Source organism: Kordiimonas lipolytica (genome assembly GCF_042651265.1).
GTDB classification, from domain to species: domain Bacteria; phylum Pseudomonadota; class Alphaproteobacteria; order Sphingomonadales; family Kordiimonadaceae; genus Kordiimonas; species Kordiimonas lipolytica.
In genome coordinates this window covers 32,705-48,705 of the sequence record NZ_JBHSCR010000035.1, presented here as the reverse complement: position 1 = coordinate 48,705, position 16,001 = coordinate 32,705, and the positions used below count along the sequence as shown (strand labels likewise).

Genomic DNA, 16,001 nt, shown 5'->3' with positions numbered 1-16,001 from the left:
ATGAATGGCGTTAAAGCTTTCTTTAAAGCCTGATGAGAAACTGGTGATTAATGGCGCGGTAATTGCAAATGCCGACAGGAGGACGACGTTGATCGTCCACAACAAGGCCTCGATCTTACGAGAAAAGGATATTTTGCAGGAAGAAGACATTACGACACCAGCTCGGCGCATCTATTTCCCAATCATGCTGATGTATATGGATCAGGGACAAGTCGACAAATACTATGAAGAGTTTGTCGTACGCATGACGGAATTCATGAATGCTATCAGCACACCTGACGCTGTAGAACTTTGCGTTTCAATCAGCCGGGACGTAATGGAAAAGAACTATTATCGAGCACTAATGAACTGCAAAAAGCTGATCACTTTCGAGAAGACGAGACTTGGGGGAACGTGAGACAAGGTAGTAGAAGGTAGTAACGGAAAAGTAGATGTCATACCAAGCTTACCAGAAAGCTCAGCATTCGGCCGAAAACCCCAGCCAGGTGGAATATAGGCTTTTCGCTGAGGTCACCAACGCCCTTATCAAGGCTAAAGACCGAAACATCCGCGACAAGGAAATGGTAGAGGCGCTGGATTGGAACAGACGGATGTGGTCCGTACTATCGTCAGACTGCGGCACCGAAGGCAATGGCCTCCCCCCGCAGCTCCGCGCCGGTATCATCTCGCTGTCTATTTGGGTATCCAAGCATTCCTCCGCTGTTGTGCGCGGTGAAGAATCCATAGACGACCTGATCAACATCAATCGCACGATTATGGAAGGTCTTGCAGACCAGGCCAGGCTGCAACAACGCGCTCAAGAAGAAAACAATGATGCGCAACAGCAACCACAAGACCAAAAGCCAATCAACTCCCTCCTCTAGGCAACTTCTGCCCCATTCGGCAATTTTTGCCGAATTTTCATGACACTTTTTTCCTAGCCGGCATTTTTTGCCGCCCCACCCCAACAAGCCAGCCCGATACTTATCCGCACCGAGAAAGCTAAAAAGATAAGTATTTTCAATACTGTGGGCATTATTTTCCGAGCAATGGGAAAAATTGGCACACCCCATGCAATGTTGAATTTCGAAAGCAAAAGGCTTTCATGAGCAAAAGGCTCAAACGACATCTCAGAATGGAGAAACAACATGTCTTTTTCTGTTAACACCAATGCTGGTGCATTTGCAGCTCTGCAAAACCTCAACTCCACCACTAACATGCTCAACAAAACTCAGACCCAGATTAACACGGGCCTGAAGGTAGCGTCTGCCAAGGACAATGCGGCCGTATTCTCGATCGCGCAAAAACTGCGTGGCGACGTTTCCGGTTTGAATGCTGTGAAGTCCTCCCTGGACCGCGCGCTTTCTACCATTGACGTGGCCGTGGCGGCAGGTGAAGCAGTTTCCGACCTTCTCATTGAAATGAAAGAGAAGGCTGTGGCTGCAAAAGACGCTGGCCTTGACACTGCTAGCCGTACTGCCCTGAACGACGAGTTCACTGAGCTTCGCAGCCAGATCACATCGATCGTATCGAACGCTGAATTCAACGGCACCAACGCGGTTGACGGATCCAACGCAATTGTTGCGATCACTAACGACGATGGCTCCAACACGATCTCCATCCCTGCACAGGATCTGGCCCTCAGCGGCACCACTGTGACAGTATCTTCTGCAACGGCAATCGACACGTCCGCTAATGCATCCGCTGCAGTTGACCTCATCGAGGCCTCCATCTCCAACGTGAACACTTCGCTGTCCGCTCTTGGTGCTGGCGCAAAACGCCTGGAACTGCAGAAAGAGTTCGTAGGCAAGCTGTCTGACACCATCGAAGTTGGTATCGGTAACCTCGTTGACGCCGACCTGGCCAAGACAAGTGCGCAGCTGCAATCGCTGCAGGTTAAACAGCAGCTTGGTCTGCAAGCATTGTCGATCGCCAACCAGGCACCATCGACGGTACTCGGACTGTTCCGTTAAGCAGTTCCTCGAAATCACATTCTTTAAGGGGCCTCAGGGCCCCTTTTTTTATGCACACTTTTTGCCCTGAAACGGCAATCTTTGCCTGCAACTTCTGCCGCACCCCCTCCATCCGCGACTGAGAAATGCAAATTCTCCATAACTTTCAATGCATTAAAACTGGCACGCCCCTTGCGCTATCCAGAGCCAAGAGCAAAAGGCTCAGTTATTACTCTCAGAAAGGAGACCAGAGATGGCTTTTTCAGTTAACACCAATGCATCCGCCCTGTCCGCACTTCAAAACTTGAACAGCACAGATCGGATGCTCGGAAAAGTACAAACGCAGATTAACACGGGGCTTAAAGTGGCTTCATCGAAAGACAACGCAGCAGTATTCTCTATTGCACAGAGCCTTCGGGCAGATGTGTCAGGCTTGAATGCTGTGAAATCCTCTTTGGACCGCGCGATGTCGACAATCGATGTTGCTGTTGCCGCCGGCGAAGCCGTTTCCGACCTTCTCATCGAAATGAAAGAAAAGGCAGTGGCCGCAAAAGACGCAGGTCTTGACACTGCCAGCCGCACCGCACTGAATGACGAGTTCACAGAACTACGCAACCAAATCACATCCATTGTCGACAATGCGGAATTCAACGGAACAAATGCCGTTAATGGTAGCGCCGCTATCGTGGCCATTACCAACGACGACGGTTCCAATACAATTTCCATTCCTGCGCAGGACCTGGCCCTCAGCGGTACCACCGTGACGGTTTCCAGCGCCACTGCGATTGACACTGCAGCCAACGCGTCTGCAGCCGTGGATCTGATTGAAGCGTCGATCACAAATGTGAACCAGTCACTCTCTGAATTGGGCGCTGGCGCAAAACGTCTCGAACTGCAGCAGTCGTTTGCCAACAAGCTTTCAGATACGATCGAGGTCGGTATCGGCAACCTCGTTGACGCAGACATGGCAAAAGCATCTGCACAGCTGCAAGCGATGCAAGTGAAGCAGCAGCTGGGCCTGCAGGCGCTTTCAATTGCCAACCAAGCACCTCAAGCTGCCGTAAGTCTTTTCCAATAAAGCCATATCAGACATCCGGGCCGGCCTTTGGGCCGACCCGGCATTTTTTTCCCCTCCACTAGGCAAAAAGTCACCCCACTTCTCAAATGTGGAAAATTTTGCCTACCTATAAATTATACCTAAAATTGACCAAATCCAATATTTTCCATTGTTTACAAATAGTTAAATAAGTTTCCATTTTCCACCTAAGTGGCACTAATATTGCAAGTTAAGCGCTAGGACAAAAGGTCCTTAGGGCAAAATGCCCGTTAAATAACTCCAAAAAGGAGAAGCAAAATGGCTTTTTCGGTAAACACTAATGCGGGCGCGTTTGCTGCCCTGCAAAACCTTAATTCTACGAGTAGTAACCTCAATACGGTGCAAAGCCGTATTAATACGGGTTTGAAAGTAGCTTCTGCAAAAGACAATGCTGCCGTATTCTCGATCGCGCAAAAACTGCGTGGCGACGTTTCCGGTTTGAACGCTGTGAAGTCCTCCCTGGACCGCGCGCTTTCTACCATTGACGTGGCTGTGGCTGCAGGTGAAGCAGTTTCCGACCTTCTCATTGAAATGAAAGAGAAGGCTGTGGCTGCAAAAGACGCAGGCCTTGATACTGCCAGCCGTACCGCCCTGAATGACGAGTTCACTCAGCTTCGTGCCCAGATCACATCGATCGTATCGAACGCCGAATTCAACGGTACCAACGCGGTTGACGGCTCGAGCTCAATCGTTGCAATCACTAACGACGACGGCTCCAACACGATCTCCATTCCTGCACAGGACCTGGCCCTCAGCGGCACCACTGTGACCGTTTCCTCTGCTACGGCAATCGACACGGCTGCTAACGCATCCGCTGCGGTTGACCTCATTGAGGCATCCATTGGTAACGTGAACACGTCACTGTCTTCACTTGGCGCTGGTGCGAAACGTCTTGAGCTGCAGAAAGACTTCGTTGGCAAACTGTCTGATACCATCGAAGTTGGTATCGGTAACCTCGTTGACGCGGATCTGGCCAAAGAATCTGCAAGCTTGCAAGCACTGCAAGTGAAGCAGCAGCTTGGCCTGCAGGCACTGTCGATCGCCAACCAGGCGCCTTCGACCGTACTTGGGCTCTTCCGTTAATTTGAGCTGATCGGTGGGCCGCCATCCGGCACCCAAGGCGGCCCACCCTTCGCCCAGGCAAGAGCATGAACGTTAACGAAACAATGAAAACATCCATTGTTTCAGGAGTGGACCGATGACTGAGATTGGAAAAGTAGGCGGCAGCGCTCAGGTCCTAGACCTGCAAGGCGCAAAATCTGCCAAGCCAGCCTCGAATGACGTCGACCGCTATACAGGCATCAAGCCCCAAAGCGGGCCAACGTCAGGAGTTGAACCTCTTTCCGCTGTTGAGAAAAAGGTTCAGAATGCCAATGCTACACCGCTGGAGCGGGCGGCTGAGGCACTGCAAGGCTTCCTTCCGGAAGAGGAGCAGGCTCCGAATACGCGGCTGCGTATCGATAAAGACGACGAAACAGGACGGTTTGTTTACAAGAATATCGACACCGAAACCGGTGACGTAATCAAACAGTTCCCACCAGAATCGATCCTGGAGTTTCTGTCTTACTATCGGCATGTCGCTGGACTGGCAGTAGACGATAAAGCCTAGGCTTGAGTTAACCCATTTTAAACGGTTGATGCGCTAGCATTACTCAAGCCTAAGCTGAAGATGAATAGTTCTCCTGTATCTGCCCCAATGGGTGCGGAACAGGCTTTTTGCGTTTTCTCAAAGCTTGTCGTCCCCTCCCCCTTCTTCAAAAGCTTGGGCTGGACATCGAGAGCATATGCGCTACGTAAGTAGCAATTCGATTTGTCTGTTTCAGGAGTAGAAAAAATGAAATTTGCTGGCACCGAAAATTACGTCGCCACCGATGACCTCAAGGTTGCCGTGAATGCGGCTGCGACGCTAAGGCGCCCTCTCCTTATCAAAGGTGAACCAGGAACCGGAAAAACCGTTTTGGCTAACGAAGTGGCGGAAGCCTTTGGCTGTCGGCTTATTGAATGGCACATCAAATCCACCACAAAGGCGCAGCAGGGCCTTTATGAATATGATGCCGTTTCCCGCTTGCGAGACAGCCAGCTCGGCGACGAAAAAGTCAAGGATATCAATAACTACATCAAGAAGGGAAAGCTCTGGGAAGCCTTTACCTGCGATGAGACACCTGTCCTTCTCATTGATGAGATTGACAAAGCGGATATCGAATTTCCAAATGACCTCCTTCTGGAACTCGACCGAATGGAGTTTCATGTCTATGAAACCGGCGAGACTGTGAAGGCGAAAAATCGCCCCATCGTGATCATCACGTCCAACAACGAGAAAGAGCTACCAGATGCCTTCCTGCGTCGCTGCTTCTTCCATTTCATCAAATTTCCTGATGCGGAAACCATGAAAGATATCATCGCGGTTCACTATCCGGACATCCAGCAAAGTCTGGTCAAGGAAGCCCTGAATGTCTTCTTCGAGCTCCGGGAAGTCCCGGGCCTGAAGAAAAAACCATCAACCAGTGAGCTCCTGGACTGGCTCAAGCTCCTGATGGCCGAAGACCTGCCGCTGGATGTGCTAAAATCGAAAGACCCGAAAACCATTATCCCGCCGCTTCATGGTGCACTTCTCAAGAACGAGCAGGACGTGCATCTGTTTGAGCGACTTGCCTTCATGAACAGGCGCCAAGGGGCTTGACGGCCATGTTCAACAGCTTCTTTTACGATCTGAAAAACGGCGGTGTCCCGGTCAGCATCAAGGAGTATCTGACGCTTCTTGAAGCCATGAAGGCCGGCTGTGCAAACTACAGCGTGGAGGATTTCTACTATCTCGCCCGTTCAGCCTTCGTGAAGGATGAAAAGAACCTGGACAAGTTCGACCGTATCTTCGGCAAGACATTCGAAGGGATCGAGTTTATCGGCGATGAAGCTATGGAAATCCCTGAAGAATGGCTGGAAAAACTTGCTGAGCTCTATCTTTCGAAAGAAGAAATGGAGGAGATCAAGTCCCTCGGCAGCTGGGACGAGATCATGGAAACGCTGAAAAAGCGCCTTGAAGAGCAACAGGAGCGCCACCAAGGCGGCAACAAATGGATTGGTACTGCCGGCAGAAGCCCTTTCGGCGCCTATGGTTACAATCCCGAAGGCGTTCGGATCGGCCAGGACAAAGGCCGCCACGGTCGTGCTATCAAGGTCTGGGACAAGCGCGAATACAAGAACCTTGACGACAGCGTCGAACTTGGCACCCGCAATATCAAAGTAGCTCTCAGGAAACTTCGGCAGTTTGCCCGCGAAGGCGAAGCAAGCGAGCTGGACCTGGACGGCACCATCCGTGCGACAGCGCACCAGGGCTACCTGGACATCAAGATGGTTCCTGAACGGCACAACTCGGTAAAAGTGCTGCTGTTCTTTGACGTTGGCGGATCAATGGATCCGCATATCAAAGTGTGTGAGGAACTGTTTTCTGCCGCCAAGGCCGAATTCAAGCATATGGAATTCTTCTACTTCCACAATTGTCTTTACGAAAAGGTTTGGAAGGAAAACAGCCGCCGCTTCAACGACTTCATCTCCACTTTGGATGTCCTGCACACTTATCCGCACGACTATAAGGTCATTTTCGTTGGTGACGCTTCCATGAGCCCCTATGAGATCACCTATCCAGGGGGCTCGGTTGAGCATTGGAACGAAGAGTCCGGCGAGGTCTGGATGAACCGCCTTACACAGGTTTATCAACGGGCCGTATGGCTGAATCCCATCCCGGAAACGCACTGGGATTATTCACAATCTATCCAGATCATGAAAACGCTGATGGAAGACCGAATGTTCCCTCTGACCGTAAGCGGTATCGACCGCGCAATGCGCGAATTGCGCCGCTAACGCCCCTATCCCTCAAAAATAGCTTTAAACTTTAGATTGCGCTTATTAAATCTAAAGTATTATTTTGCAGATAACATATACTTTAGTGTATATGTGACGCAATTGGTATTTGATTTGCTTTGATTTCAACTAGAAGAAATCAAAGGAGCTACCAAATGCAATCTACGCAAACGCTGTTGAACAAGCTTCAACAGATGGAAAGTGCGGCGAATGGCGACATCGCATATATCCACGACCTGGAAAACCTCTATGAGCAACTGGCTGGCCAAGGCCTTGAACTAAGTCAGGATTTTCTCAGGGCCCGAAATATTTTCCGGGTAAAAAATGCACACTTGATGCAGCAACCCCGCCCTAAAATACTTCTGGGCTTGATCAATTCAGAACATTTTCCAAACTTTCACACTGTGCCATTGATGCGCGTCGCTGACGTTGTGTCCATCACTACAACAGTGCCAAAGAGCAATGAAGTCGACCGCCTCCACCTCACAATAGGAAACACGTCACTAAGTGACGCTATTGATCGGCTTCCCAGCGGATTTGGCCCGGACCTCTATTGGGACCCCCAGATATGTGGCGCGAGTGTGCTTCCAATTGGCCTCGAAAAGCTGCCTTTTCCAACTGTCGGCGGGCTGTGCCATCAACACCTGACGCTATCAATTGAAAACTTTTCCCACTTCTATGATTTTCTTTGCCCGCTTTCCGCGCGTTATGTTGAGCTCGTCGGAAACGCCTTTCCAGATAAGATAATCTTGGACCTGCCTTTCGGTGGCAATTGGGGGTCATTTAAAGACATTATCCCCCCACTCGACGACACAGAACGAGACATCGATCTTTTGCTTAGCTTCAGCAACAGTTCTGAAGGGGCGTATGGGGCCTTTCGCAAAAAGACCCATACATTGTTCGAGGCGTTCAAGAAAAAATATGGGAGCCGCTATAACCTCGTGGCGATTTCCGGACTGACGAGGACAGAATATATTCAACACCTGAGACGCAGTAAAATTGCTCTCAACTCTGTTGGACAGCATGGCCCCTATAATTACCGCACCTGTGAGATCATGAACGCGGGTGCCGCCATGATGCAATATGATGCAGTGTTTCCAATCGGTGACTTGAAGCTGGACCAATATTTTAGAGACGGTACTGAGGCCGTCTTGTTTGATGAAGGAAACTTTGAACACAAGCTGCTGGATTTGTTGGAAAATCCTGAGAAAGCCAAAGCTATTGCGCAGGCCGGACAGCACAGAATGAACACTGAATACAGCTACGAGAGCATCTATCGCATGCTCATTCAACAGGTTCAGGACAAGGCAGCGTCCACAAAGCCCAGGACCTTGACACGCGAGCAAGCAGTAAATCACAGGATTGCGGGCCTGTTCCACGCTCCGCAATCACACAAAAAGCCATATGCGCTATATCATGCAATGCTTCACTCGCTGCAGACACAAACTTCGATGGAGCATGCGCTCCTGGCTCAGTTTGACCTTTTGCGGGCAGACATTTTCACACCTCTGCTAATGAAAATCGTCAGGGATGACGCTCTGACCACAATGATCCAGCAACAAACGCTTTCCGGCTTGGACGGCCTCTATCAACGCATAGCCGAACCCACTATAGTCGACCGATGGAACGTAGTAATGCATCGTTTGCGACTGGGTGTATGTGATAATGACATGCTGGCACAAATCAGGGATGACCTGAAAGGCAGCGACCAGGCAGAACATCTGCTGAATGCCACCTCGCTGATATACATTCCCAAGGTTCCACAACTCGACACAGAAGCAGCAGCAAAAGCCGAACTAAACCATCTTTCGACCCAGTATTTGCTTGCAGGAAACGATGCCTCGCAGAAAGACAAAATCCTAAAGGCTTACATGTGTGAGATTGCCGACCTCGCACTTGCATACACGGGCCAGCGGCCCAAACCTATCGAGGGGCTTCGCCTGGCCTAAACAAAAAAAGGGGCTGACCAGCCCCTTTTTCTTGCCTTTTAGATCACCTGAGTCTCGCCCAACCCATCAATCCGCACTTGCCGTTCTTTCGAACGATATGCTGGCGGTCAGAGGACCGCGATTGCCAGCAATCTCGCGACCGGTAACGCGGCCTTCTCGCATCAGATTGCGCTGTTCCATCGCAGACCCGGCCAGGGCGTAATTCAGCTGAAGTGAGAATGTCAGCTCCTTGCCATCAAAGTCTGCCGGTAGCGCCGGAAAGTCGGCACGTTCCACAACGCGCCTGGCCGCGGAATTCAAAAGTGGACTGTCTGTGCGCTGCAGCAGGTCGGACGCCACCACATCCCCTGCCCGGTTGACTGTAACACGGAAGCTGGCGTACCCCTGATCACCTTTGCGGGCTGCAAAAACCGGATATGTCATCACCTTGTCAACGCTGCTTCCTGCGCTTTCAGCCCAGGCGTTAAGCCCACTGTCATGGCCTGCCTGCGCCGCCCCGCTAAACATGGTCGCGGCGGAAACTGCAGCAGCGATAGCGGTCTTTTTCATGAAACGGATAGTCATTGTATTCTCCTCGCTTTGGATTGTGTGTCGCTTGTGTTTCAAGTCCGGCTTTCTCTCACGCTGTTTTTGCTTTGCGCCGGTAAGGAGAGATTGGCAGATCAGAGGCGGAACGCGATGCCTACACGACGAGCGGAGGAGAAAATGCGATCTTCCGATAAACTCTGAGACAGAAGTTTATATCCATTTCACCTGGCCGTGACAGATCACAGTCTTACTGTCACAATAAGTCTAAATTTGCCTTTTATAGCTGTCGTCGAGTTTGCTAAAAGAAGGGCGATGTGCGCCCACATATCATTTCGAGTTCCGGGAAGGACTTTATGAAAAACATTGGATTGAAATCTGTGGCAATCGCGACAACCGCCTTGGCCACCACATTGTTCACTGCAAGCGCGCAGGCTGAAGACACCGGCACAGCTGAAACGTGGCTCGAAGAAGGCGCACGGGTCGTCGCGGAAAAGGCCGCCGAGCCGGTAAACACAAAACGGGCCAAGAATGTCATCCTCTTTGTTGGTGACGGAATGGGTATTTCAACGCTGACGGCTGGGCGCATTCTGGAAGGCCAGATGCAAGGCAAGTCTGGCGAGGAAAACTATCTCAGCTTCGAACGCTTCCCATATACGGCCCTTGTCAAAACCTACAATGTCGACGCACAGGTGCCAGACTCTGCCGGCACAGCATCTGCACTCAATACCGGCTCGAAAACGCGTATTGGCGTTATCAACACAGCACCAACCCAGCCAAACGGCCAGTGTGCCGGGGCAATGGAAACTGCGCTGACGCCGCTCGCCCACTATGCTGAGAAAATCGGCATGGCGACCGGAATTGTCAGCACCGCGCGCCTGACACACGCGACACCTGCCGCGGTCTATGCTCACAGCCCAAGTCGTGGCTGGGAAAATGATGGCGAACTTCCGGAAGAAGCTGTGGCAAACGGCTGTAGGGACATCGCACAACAAATACTAAACCCGATCGGCGGGAACGGCCTAGAAGTGGCGTTGGGCGGCGGGCGTCGCAACTTCCAACCCTTGGGCACAGGGGAAGGTCGCCGCAAGGACGGACGCGACCTGACCCAGGAATGGATGGCAAGCGATAGCAGTGCCGCCTATGTGGAAAACGAGCAAAGTCTGGCGCAGGTCGATATAGCCAACACATCGCGCCTCTTGGGCCTGTTCGACAACTCCCACATGCAGTTCGAAGCCCAGCGCGGTGACGAGCAACCAGACCTCGCCGAAATGACCGAAGTCGCCATCAAGATGCTGCAGAAAAATGACGGCGGCTATTATCTCATGGTTGAGGCCGGGCGGATTGATCACGGCCATCACGGGGGCAGCGCCAAAGCCGCGCTCTATGACACGGTTGCTCTGTCCAAGGCTGTACGCAAAGCCATGGAAATGGTGGATCTGGACGAGACGATGATCCTTGTAACCGCTGACCACAGCCATGTTTTCACCATGGCTGGCTACCCCAAGCGTGGTAACCCGATTTTCGGCCTTGTAACCGGGCCTGGTGAAACGGAGCCGACGTTGGCAAAAGATGGCAAGCCATACACCACACTGGCCTACCAGAACGGTCCTGGCGCCGTGCAGGGTGAGCGTAAGCATCTGACGGAAGAAGACATCGCGGCTCCAGACTTCCGCCCGCAAGCCCTGGTACCAACCCGCAGCGAAACCCACGGCGGCGAAGACGTTGGGCTGTTCGCCATCGGCCCGAGGGCCCATATCGTGCGCGGCACCATCGAGCAGAATGTTATCTTCCACATTATGGATTACGCCCTGGATCTCAGGAAGCGAGCTTCGGAATAGTCCCAGTCATAGGAAAACAAAAAAAGGGACCGACTACCGGTCCCTTTTTTAATGCCTGGCCGAAAGGCCTATTTGTCATATTTGGCGATTGCCTGGTTAAGGCCATCAATCAGCTTCTCGCCGATCTCACCACCGCTTCCGCTGACGCGCCCACGGATCACAGCCCGCATGGCGTCCAGGTGCGCCTTGATCAACTCCACCTGGTTATCCGTAATCTCATCCCTGGAATAGGAAAACCCATACAGGGAATCTGCGATGGTCGTAATCAGTGGATAGCCAAAGGTGCCGCCCTGCCCCTTCATATCGTGTGCGATATGGTTGATGGCTTCCAGGCTTTCCCGGCGTTTTTCCGGGCTGTCCACACAGCGTCCGTGCTGTTCCTGCAGCTTCACAATCAGGCCGGACACCCAGTCGGGATAATCCTCTGCCATCTTCTCAAGCGCGGCCTCAGCAGCTTCAAGCGCTTCGGCGGAAATAGAAACCTTGCCCGGCGCGAGGCCCGCTGTCTTTTCCTTCAGCCGGTTCTTGAACCGGTAAAAGCGTACGATGACCTTCTTTTTATCCACGGATAATCTCCACGCCTTCGCTCTTGTCGGTCAGGACACGGCGTTCAGGGCCCTCAAATTCCAGCTTCTGGCGGCGCCGATCCGGGCCAAAGAAGTCTTTTGTGTGCACGAACTGGCGTGGCCGTTCGATAATCGAAATCAGCTTGTCGCCAATGTTCTTGATGGTGAAGGGTTTGGCCAGCATGTCCGTAACGCCCATTTCCCGCGCCTGCAGGACGCGTTCAGGCTCGGAATAGCTGGTGATCATCACGAAAGGCACGAAACGGTCCGGGCTATCCTTATGGCGTCGCACCCAGCGCAGGAACATCATGCCGTCAATCGGGTGCATGTCCCAGTTGGAAATAACAATATCAATCTGCTGTACCCCTACCTTCATGGGCTCGTTCTTTACACGCTGAAGGAAATGGATCGCGTCACCGCCGTGCTCTACGGCGAACACATTGCCGACGCCAAGAACTTTCAGGGAATTTACCAGCAAGGAGCGGATGAACGGGCTATCTTCCGCCAACAATACATTTACCCGGTCAAAATCATAATCGCTCATACATGTGCCTTATTTGTCCTGCCTATTACAGGTTGCTAAACTTTTTTACCGCTAGTTTTGGCGCCCGGTCAATCTTTCGGTCAATCTTTTCGCTTACAGATCACAAGTTTATCCGGAATTGATAGCTGCTGCCAATTCCCCCAATCGTTCTCTCAGAACTCCCAGAATCTTTGGCCGCCGAGGGTCATCCGCGGCTGGTTCTCCCATCATCTCCGCGCGCTCTGCGGCTCGCGCCATACGCCAGGCGCCGATACCCCGCGCAGCTCCCTTAAGCTTATGGGCTGACGAACGCCAGCCCTCCCCTTCCGCAGCTTCCAGCGTGTCCAGATATAGCGGTGCATTTTCCAGAAATATTTTCAAAACGTCGCGGGCGAGATATTCGTCGCCACCAGTGTACCCAACCAAGTGCTTTCGGTCGAGCACGACAGATTCGTCCCAGTCTGACTCGGCCATCTAGCGCTTTTCCTTGCCAAGAACAGCGCGCCCGGCGCTCGTCAGCTTGCACACAAGCCAGTCTGGCTTGATCGGGTTGCGGTACCACGGCTCGCACCAGCCCTTTGAGAGGCAAGACCTAATGGTCTTGTCCTTGATCCGTTGGCCGTCCTGATCGAAAAGGGGCAGCTTGCCGCCCGGCTCGGAAAGTCCGCGTTCAAGGTATCTGCGCTGAGCGCTGCTTGGCTTCGCCTTGGTAGCAGACTGATGTTCCATTAGATCGCTCATAAATCCCCTTCCCCGTCATGAAAACGATCACGAACCGTCATATTGCCATAATCTTCGTTAAAATTCTGCTTTTCCGTCAAGGAACAAGCTGGCACGTGTTGACGTTCTGGTGTTATTCATGAACTGTAACAATAGAGTAAGTTATTTCAATGGGTGGCGGTAACGCCGGGGGCGGCATGTCGAAAGCGGAAATGGATTTCCCTGAAACAACGGATCAGGAACCTGAGGGTGGCACTGGTGAAACGCCTGTCGCCGACAGCGAAAAAGCAAAGAAAGCCATTCGGTCGCGCAACACCCGCCGTCTGATGCCTTTCATGCTGGCCAGCGTTTCCTCGCTGGGCTGGCTCGGGGCCGGGGCTTATTATCTTTCCAATGCGGGTACAAACCTTGCCGCGATGGCGCCCGAAGGTGCGGCGGCCATTATTGGTGGCCTCACGACCCCTGTGGCCATTTTCTGGCTGATTGCGCTTGCCTTCCAGCGCACAGACCCGCTTCTAGAGCGCCGTCTGGCCATGGCGCAAAGCCTTCACAAGGCCGTGGCGCCTGTCGAGCTGGCAGAACAGCGCCTGGGACAGCTGAACAAAGCGCTCAAGAAAGAACTGACCAACATTGAGGCCGTGGCCGATCTGGCCTCCGACCGCATCGACAACCTGGAAAAACGCTTCCAGGAACAGATCAGCAATCTCTTTTCCGCAACAGCTGACACAGAAGCCCGCACCAGCAGTATTCGGGAGATTCTGGAACGCGAACGCAGCAGCATGTCTGAGCTAACAACGGAAATTGAAGGCCGCTTCAATAACCTTGAAGCGATAGTCAAGGCCATGGCAGCAGACCTTTCCGGCGCTGGGGAAAATGCCGCAGGCACCGCCATCTCCGCCAAGGAGAAGATTGATGAAAGCCTGACAGCTCTTCACGGCGCGACGGATAACATGGAAGCCCGGCTCGACAGTGCCAGCAGTCATATCTCCAAGAAGGCCAGCGAAGTGCAGGAATTGACGGTAGATGTGGAGCTCAGGCTGCAGTCGGTCACCGACAATGTTCTCTCCGGCATGGACCGCTTCCGCCACGATGTGGAAGGCCTTGAAGGCCGGTCAGCTGAACTGTCTGAGCACATGAAAACACAGGCTAATGTTCTTAATGAACTGGCACAGTTGGCAGCAGCCGAATCTGCCAAGATTGAAGAGGCGCTCCGGTCGCACGTGGGCGAAGTGCGCACAGCCGCCACCGATGCCCTCGCCCACACCGAAGAAGTATCCACAATCGTTTCCGAACGCGCCCAGACCATGTCCGAGAAGATGACCGAGGCCGTCAGCCAGGCCAAGGCGATGCTGGATGAGGCCGGCAAATCACTTGAAGAACACTGCGAGGCCGCCCTTTCAACCAGCAAGTCGGTGAACGAGAAAACGCTCGCAACCACCGAGGAAACAGGCAAGGCCGTGCTTGAGCATGCCCGGCAGGTAGACCGCGTGTTGGATGACGGGCTTGAGCGCGCGCGCCGGGCACTGGATGAAACGATGGCCTCCATCACCAGCCATAGCGACACCGCAGCCGCCCAGGCCGAAGAAGTGGCATCACGGACACTGCAACATATCCGCCAGCTGCGCGCTGGTGTTGAAGAACAGCTTGAGGAGCTTGCCAAAGCTGGCGAAGCTGCAGGCACCCAACTTGGGGCCTCTGCTGACCAGATCGGCGCCAAAGCGGATGAGCTGACCGAAAAAGCTGGCGCCACCAGCCAGGAACTTGCGGGCGTACAGGATCAAATGAGCGCCCAGAGCCAGCAGATTGCAGAAGTGCTGAACGATACCCGCATGAAGCTGGCACGCTTGGAAGAGGATCTTTCGGCGCAGCGGGATGCGCTGAACAGTGCCTCGAACGATGCTGCCGAACGTGTGATTGAAGCAGCAGAACGGTTTGCAGCCCAGGGCAAGGAGCTTCAGGAAGCCGCAGAACGGGTTGGTGAAGACCTTGAAGGCAAGTCAGGCAACCTGGTGTCGATGGTTGAACATATGCGCGAAACGGGCAGCCAGACGGCTGAGAGCCTGTCGGCAGCATCAGACACGCTCAAGGAGCGTAACACAGACCTGCGGGCCGAACTGAAGGAATCAAGCGAAGCGCTTGGCACAGCCGCAGAGGCCTTCTCGGGCGAGCGGGCGCGCATCAAGGACGAAACCGAAGGTGTGGTGAAAAACCTCAACGAAGCCACGGATACCATGAGCAAAGAGGTAGATCGCTTCGCCATGAGCTCCATGGAAGCAGCGGCGCGGCTTGATGCCGCAAGCCAGTCACTGATGGACCAGACGGAACGGGCACAGACGGAAATGAAATCGTCCGTGGACGAAACGCGCACCGAACTGGCTGCCAGCATGGATGAAATCTCAAACAAGGCTGCCGAACGTATTACCTACCTGCGCGAAGAGATGCAGGCCACCCTCGCCCGCGTGCTGGAGGAATATCAGGACACTGCCGAACAGGCAGAAAAGGAAAGCGCGCTGCTTGCCATGCGCATCGGCACAGAGGCCGACAAGATCGCCAAACAGGCCAACCAGTTCATGGACCATACGGCAGAGATCGAAAAACGCATCGCCAGCGCAACCAAAAACGACTTCGCCCGCACATCCACGCTGCTGATGGAAAGCCTTCAGTCGACATCAATCGATATCAACAAGGCCATTTCCACCGACCTGCCGGACGATGTCTGGGAGGCCTATCTGGCCGGTGACCGGTCTGTCTTCATGCGACGCTCGCTCAAGATTGCGGACCGCAGCACACGCAAGACCATCGCCGACAAATTCAAGACAGACCCTGAGTTCCGAGAGGCCGTGACGCGATACTGTCGCGATTTCGAAGGCATGATGGAACGCGCCATGCTCGGGGACCGCGGCAGTGCCATGTCTGTCACGCTGATTTCATCTGATATGGGCAAGCTCTATATCCTCTTGGGCCAAGCGCTCAAGAAATTCAGCTAAACCCT

General features: G+C 53.1%; 16 protein-coding genes. 11 read left to right on the top strand and 5 right to left on the bottom strand.

The window, feature by feature from the left end; genetic code table 11:
• Positions 1–4: 4 nt before the first annotated feature.
• The 9 genes from flbT (at position 5) to ACFO5Q_RS17515 (ending at position 8,834) form a co-directional block, all read left to right on the top strand.
• Positions 5–397, top strand: coding sequence for a flagellar biosynthesis repressor FlbT (flbT, locus tag ACFO5Q_RS17555; protein ID WP_068144896.1), 393 nt, complete (start codon positions 5–7; stop codon positions 395–397).
• A 34-nt stretch (positions 398–431) separates the two neighbouring features.
• Positions 432–863 (top strand): flagellar biosynthesis regulator FlaF, encoded by a 432-nt coding sequence (gene flaF / locus ACFO5Q_RS17550; protein WP_082719731.1) that lies wholly within the window; start codon positions 432–434, stop codon positions 861–863.
• A gap of 264 nt (positions 864–1,127) precedes the next feature.
• The gene (locus tag ACFO5Q_RS17545; RefSeq protein WP_068144888.1) at positions 1,128–1,952 is read left to right on the top strand and encodes a flagellin; all 825 of its coding nucleotides are present in this window, start codon (positions 1,128–1,130) and stop codon (positions 1,950–1,952) included.
• A 232-nt stretch (positions 1,953–2,184) separates the two neighbouring features.
• Positions 2,185–3,009, top strand: a complete 825-nt coding sequence (locus tag ACFO5Q_RS17540; RefSeq protein WP_068144886.1) for a flagellin — start codon at positions 2,185–2,187, stop codon at positions 3,007–3,009.
• Positions 3,010–3,285: 276 nt separating this feature from the next.
• Entirely contained in the window at positions 3,286–4,110 is an 825-nt protein-coding gene (locus ACFO5Q_RS17535; RefSeq protein ID WP_068144883.1) for a flagellin, read from the top strand.
• 115 nt (positions 4,111–4,225) lie between these two features.
• Entirely contained in the window at positions 4,226–4,636 is a 411-nt protein-coding gene (locus ACFO5Q_RS17530) for a flagellar protein FlaG (protein ID WP_068144880.1), read from the top strand.
• A 225-nt stretch (positions 4,637–4,861) separates the two neighbouring features.
• A complete protein-coding gene (locus ACFO5Q_RS17525; RefSeq protein WP_068144876.1) occupies positions 4,862–5,707 on the top strand; it encodes an AAA family ATPase in 846 nt (281 codons plus the stop codon).
• 5 nt (positions 5,708–5,712) lie between these two features.
• The gene (locus ACFO5Q_RS17520; protein ID WP_068144873.1) at positions 5,713–6,885 is read left to right on the top strand and encodes a vWA domain-containing protein; all 1,173 of its coding nucleotides are present in this window, start codon (positions 5,713–5,715) and stop codon (positions 6,883–6,885) included.
• A gap of 155 nt (positions 6,886–7,040) precedes the next feature.
• Entirely contained in the window at positions 7,041–8,834 is a 1,794-nt protein-coding gene (locus ACFO5Q_RS17515) for a glycosyltransferase family protein (protein WP_068144870.1), read from the top strand.
• A gap of 66 nt (positions 8,835–8,900) precedes the next feature.
• Here the strand turns inward: ACFO5Q_RS17515 and ACFO5Q_RS17510 are convergent, their stop codons facing one another.
• Positions 8,901–9,398 (bottom strand): energy transducer TonB, encoded by a 498-nt coding sequence (locus ACFO5Q_RS17510; protein WP_068144865.1) that lies wholly within the window; start codon positions 9,396–9,398, stop codon positions 8,901–8,903.
• 317 nt (positions 9,399–9,715) lie between these two features.
• On the opposite strand from ACFO5Q_RS17510, the gene ACFO5Q_RS17505 reads away from it, so the two are divergent.
• Positions 9,716–11,200: an alkaline phosphatase gene (locus ACFO5Q_RS17505; RefSeq protein ID WP_068144862.1), complete on the top strand. Its 1,485-nt coding sequence runs from the start codon at positions 9,716–9,718 to the stop codon at positions 11,198–11,200.
• 68 nt (positions 11,201–11,268) lie between these two features.
• Here ACFO5Q_RS17505 and ACFO5Q_RS17500 read toward each other — a convergent pair whose 3' ends face one another.
• The 4 genes from ACFO5Q_RS17500 to ACFO5Q_RS17485 all read right to left on the bottom strand — a co-directional run bounded on the left by ACFO5Q_RS17500 (position 11,269) and on the right by ACFO5Q_RS17485 (position 13,030).
• Positions 11,269–11,766 (bottom strand): Hpt domain-containing protein, encoded by a 498-nt coding sequence (locus tag ACFO5Q_RS17500; protein WP_068144859.1) that lies wholly within the window; start codon positions 11,764–11,766, stop codon positions 11,269–11,271.
• A complete protein-coding gene (locus ACFO5Q_RS17495) occupies positions 11,759–12,310 on the bottom strand; it encodes a response regulator (RefSeq protein WP_068144856.1) in 552 nt (183 codons plus the stop codon). The genes ACFO5Q_RS17500 and ACFO5Q_RS17495 overlap by 8 nt, the downstream gene beginning before the upstream one ends.
• A 108-nt stretch (positions 12,311–12,418) precedes the next feature.
• Positions 12,419–12,763 (bottom strand): Hpt domain-containing protein, encoded by a 345-nt coding sequence (locus ACFO5Q_RS17490; protein WP_068144853.1) that lies wholly within the window; start codon positions 12,761–12,763, stop codon positions 12,419–12,421.
• Positions 12,764–13,030 carry a hypothetical protein gene (locus ACFO5Q_RS17485; protein WP_068144850.1) on the bottom strand — a complete coding sequence of 89 codons (267 nt, stop codon included), beginning with the start codon at positions 13,028–13,030 and terminating at the stop codon, positions 12,764–12,766.
• 176 nt (positions 13,031–13,206) lie between these two features.
• Between ACFO5Q_RS17485 and ACFO5Q_RS17480 the strand changes: the two genes are divergently transcribed.
• Positions 13,207–15,996 carry a coiled-coil domain-containing protein gene (locus ACFO5Q_RS17480; RefSeq protein WP_156431885.1) on the top strand — a complete coding sequence of 930 codons (2,790 nt, stop codon included), beginning with the start codon at positions 13,207–13,209 and terminating at the stop codon, positions 15,994–15,996.
• Positions 15,997–16,001 lie beyond the last annotated feature (5 nt).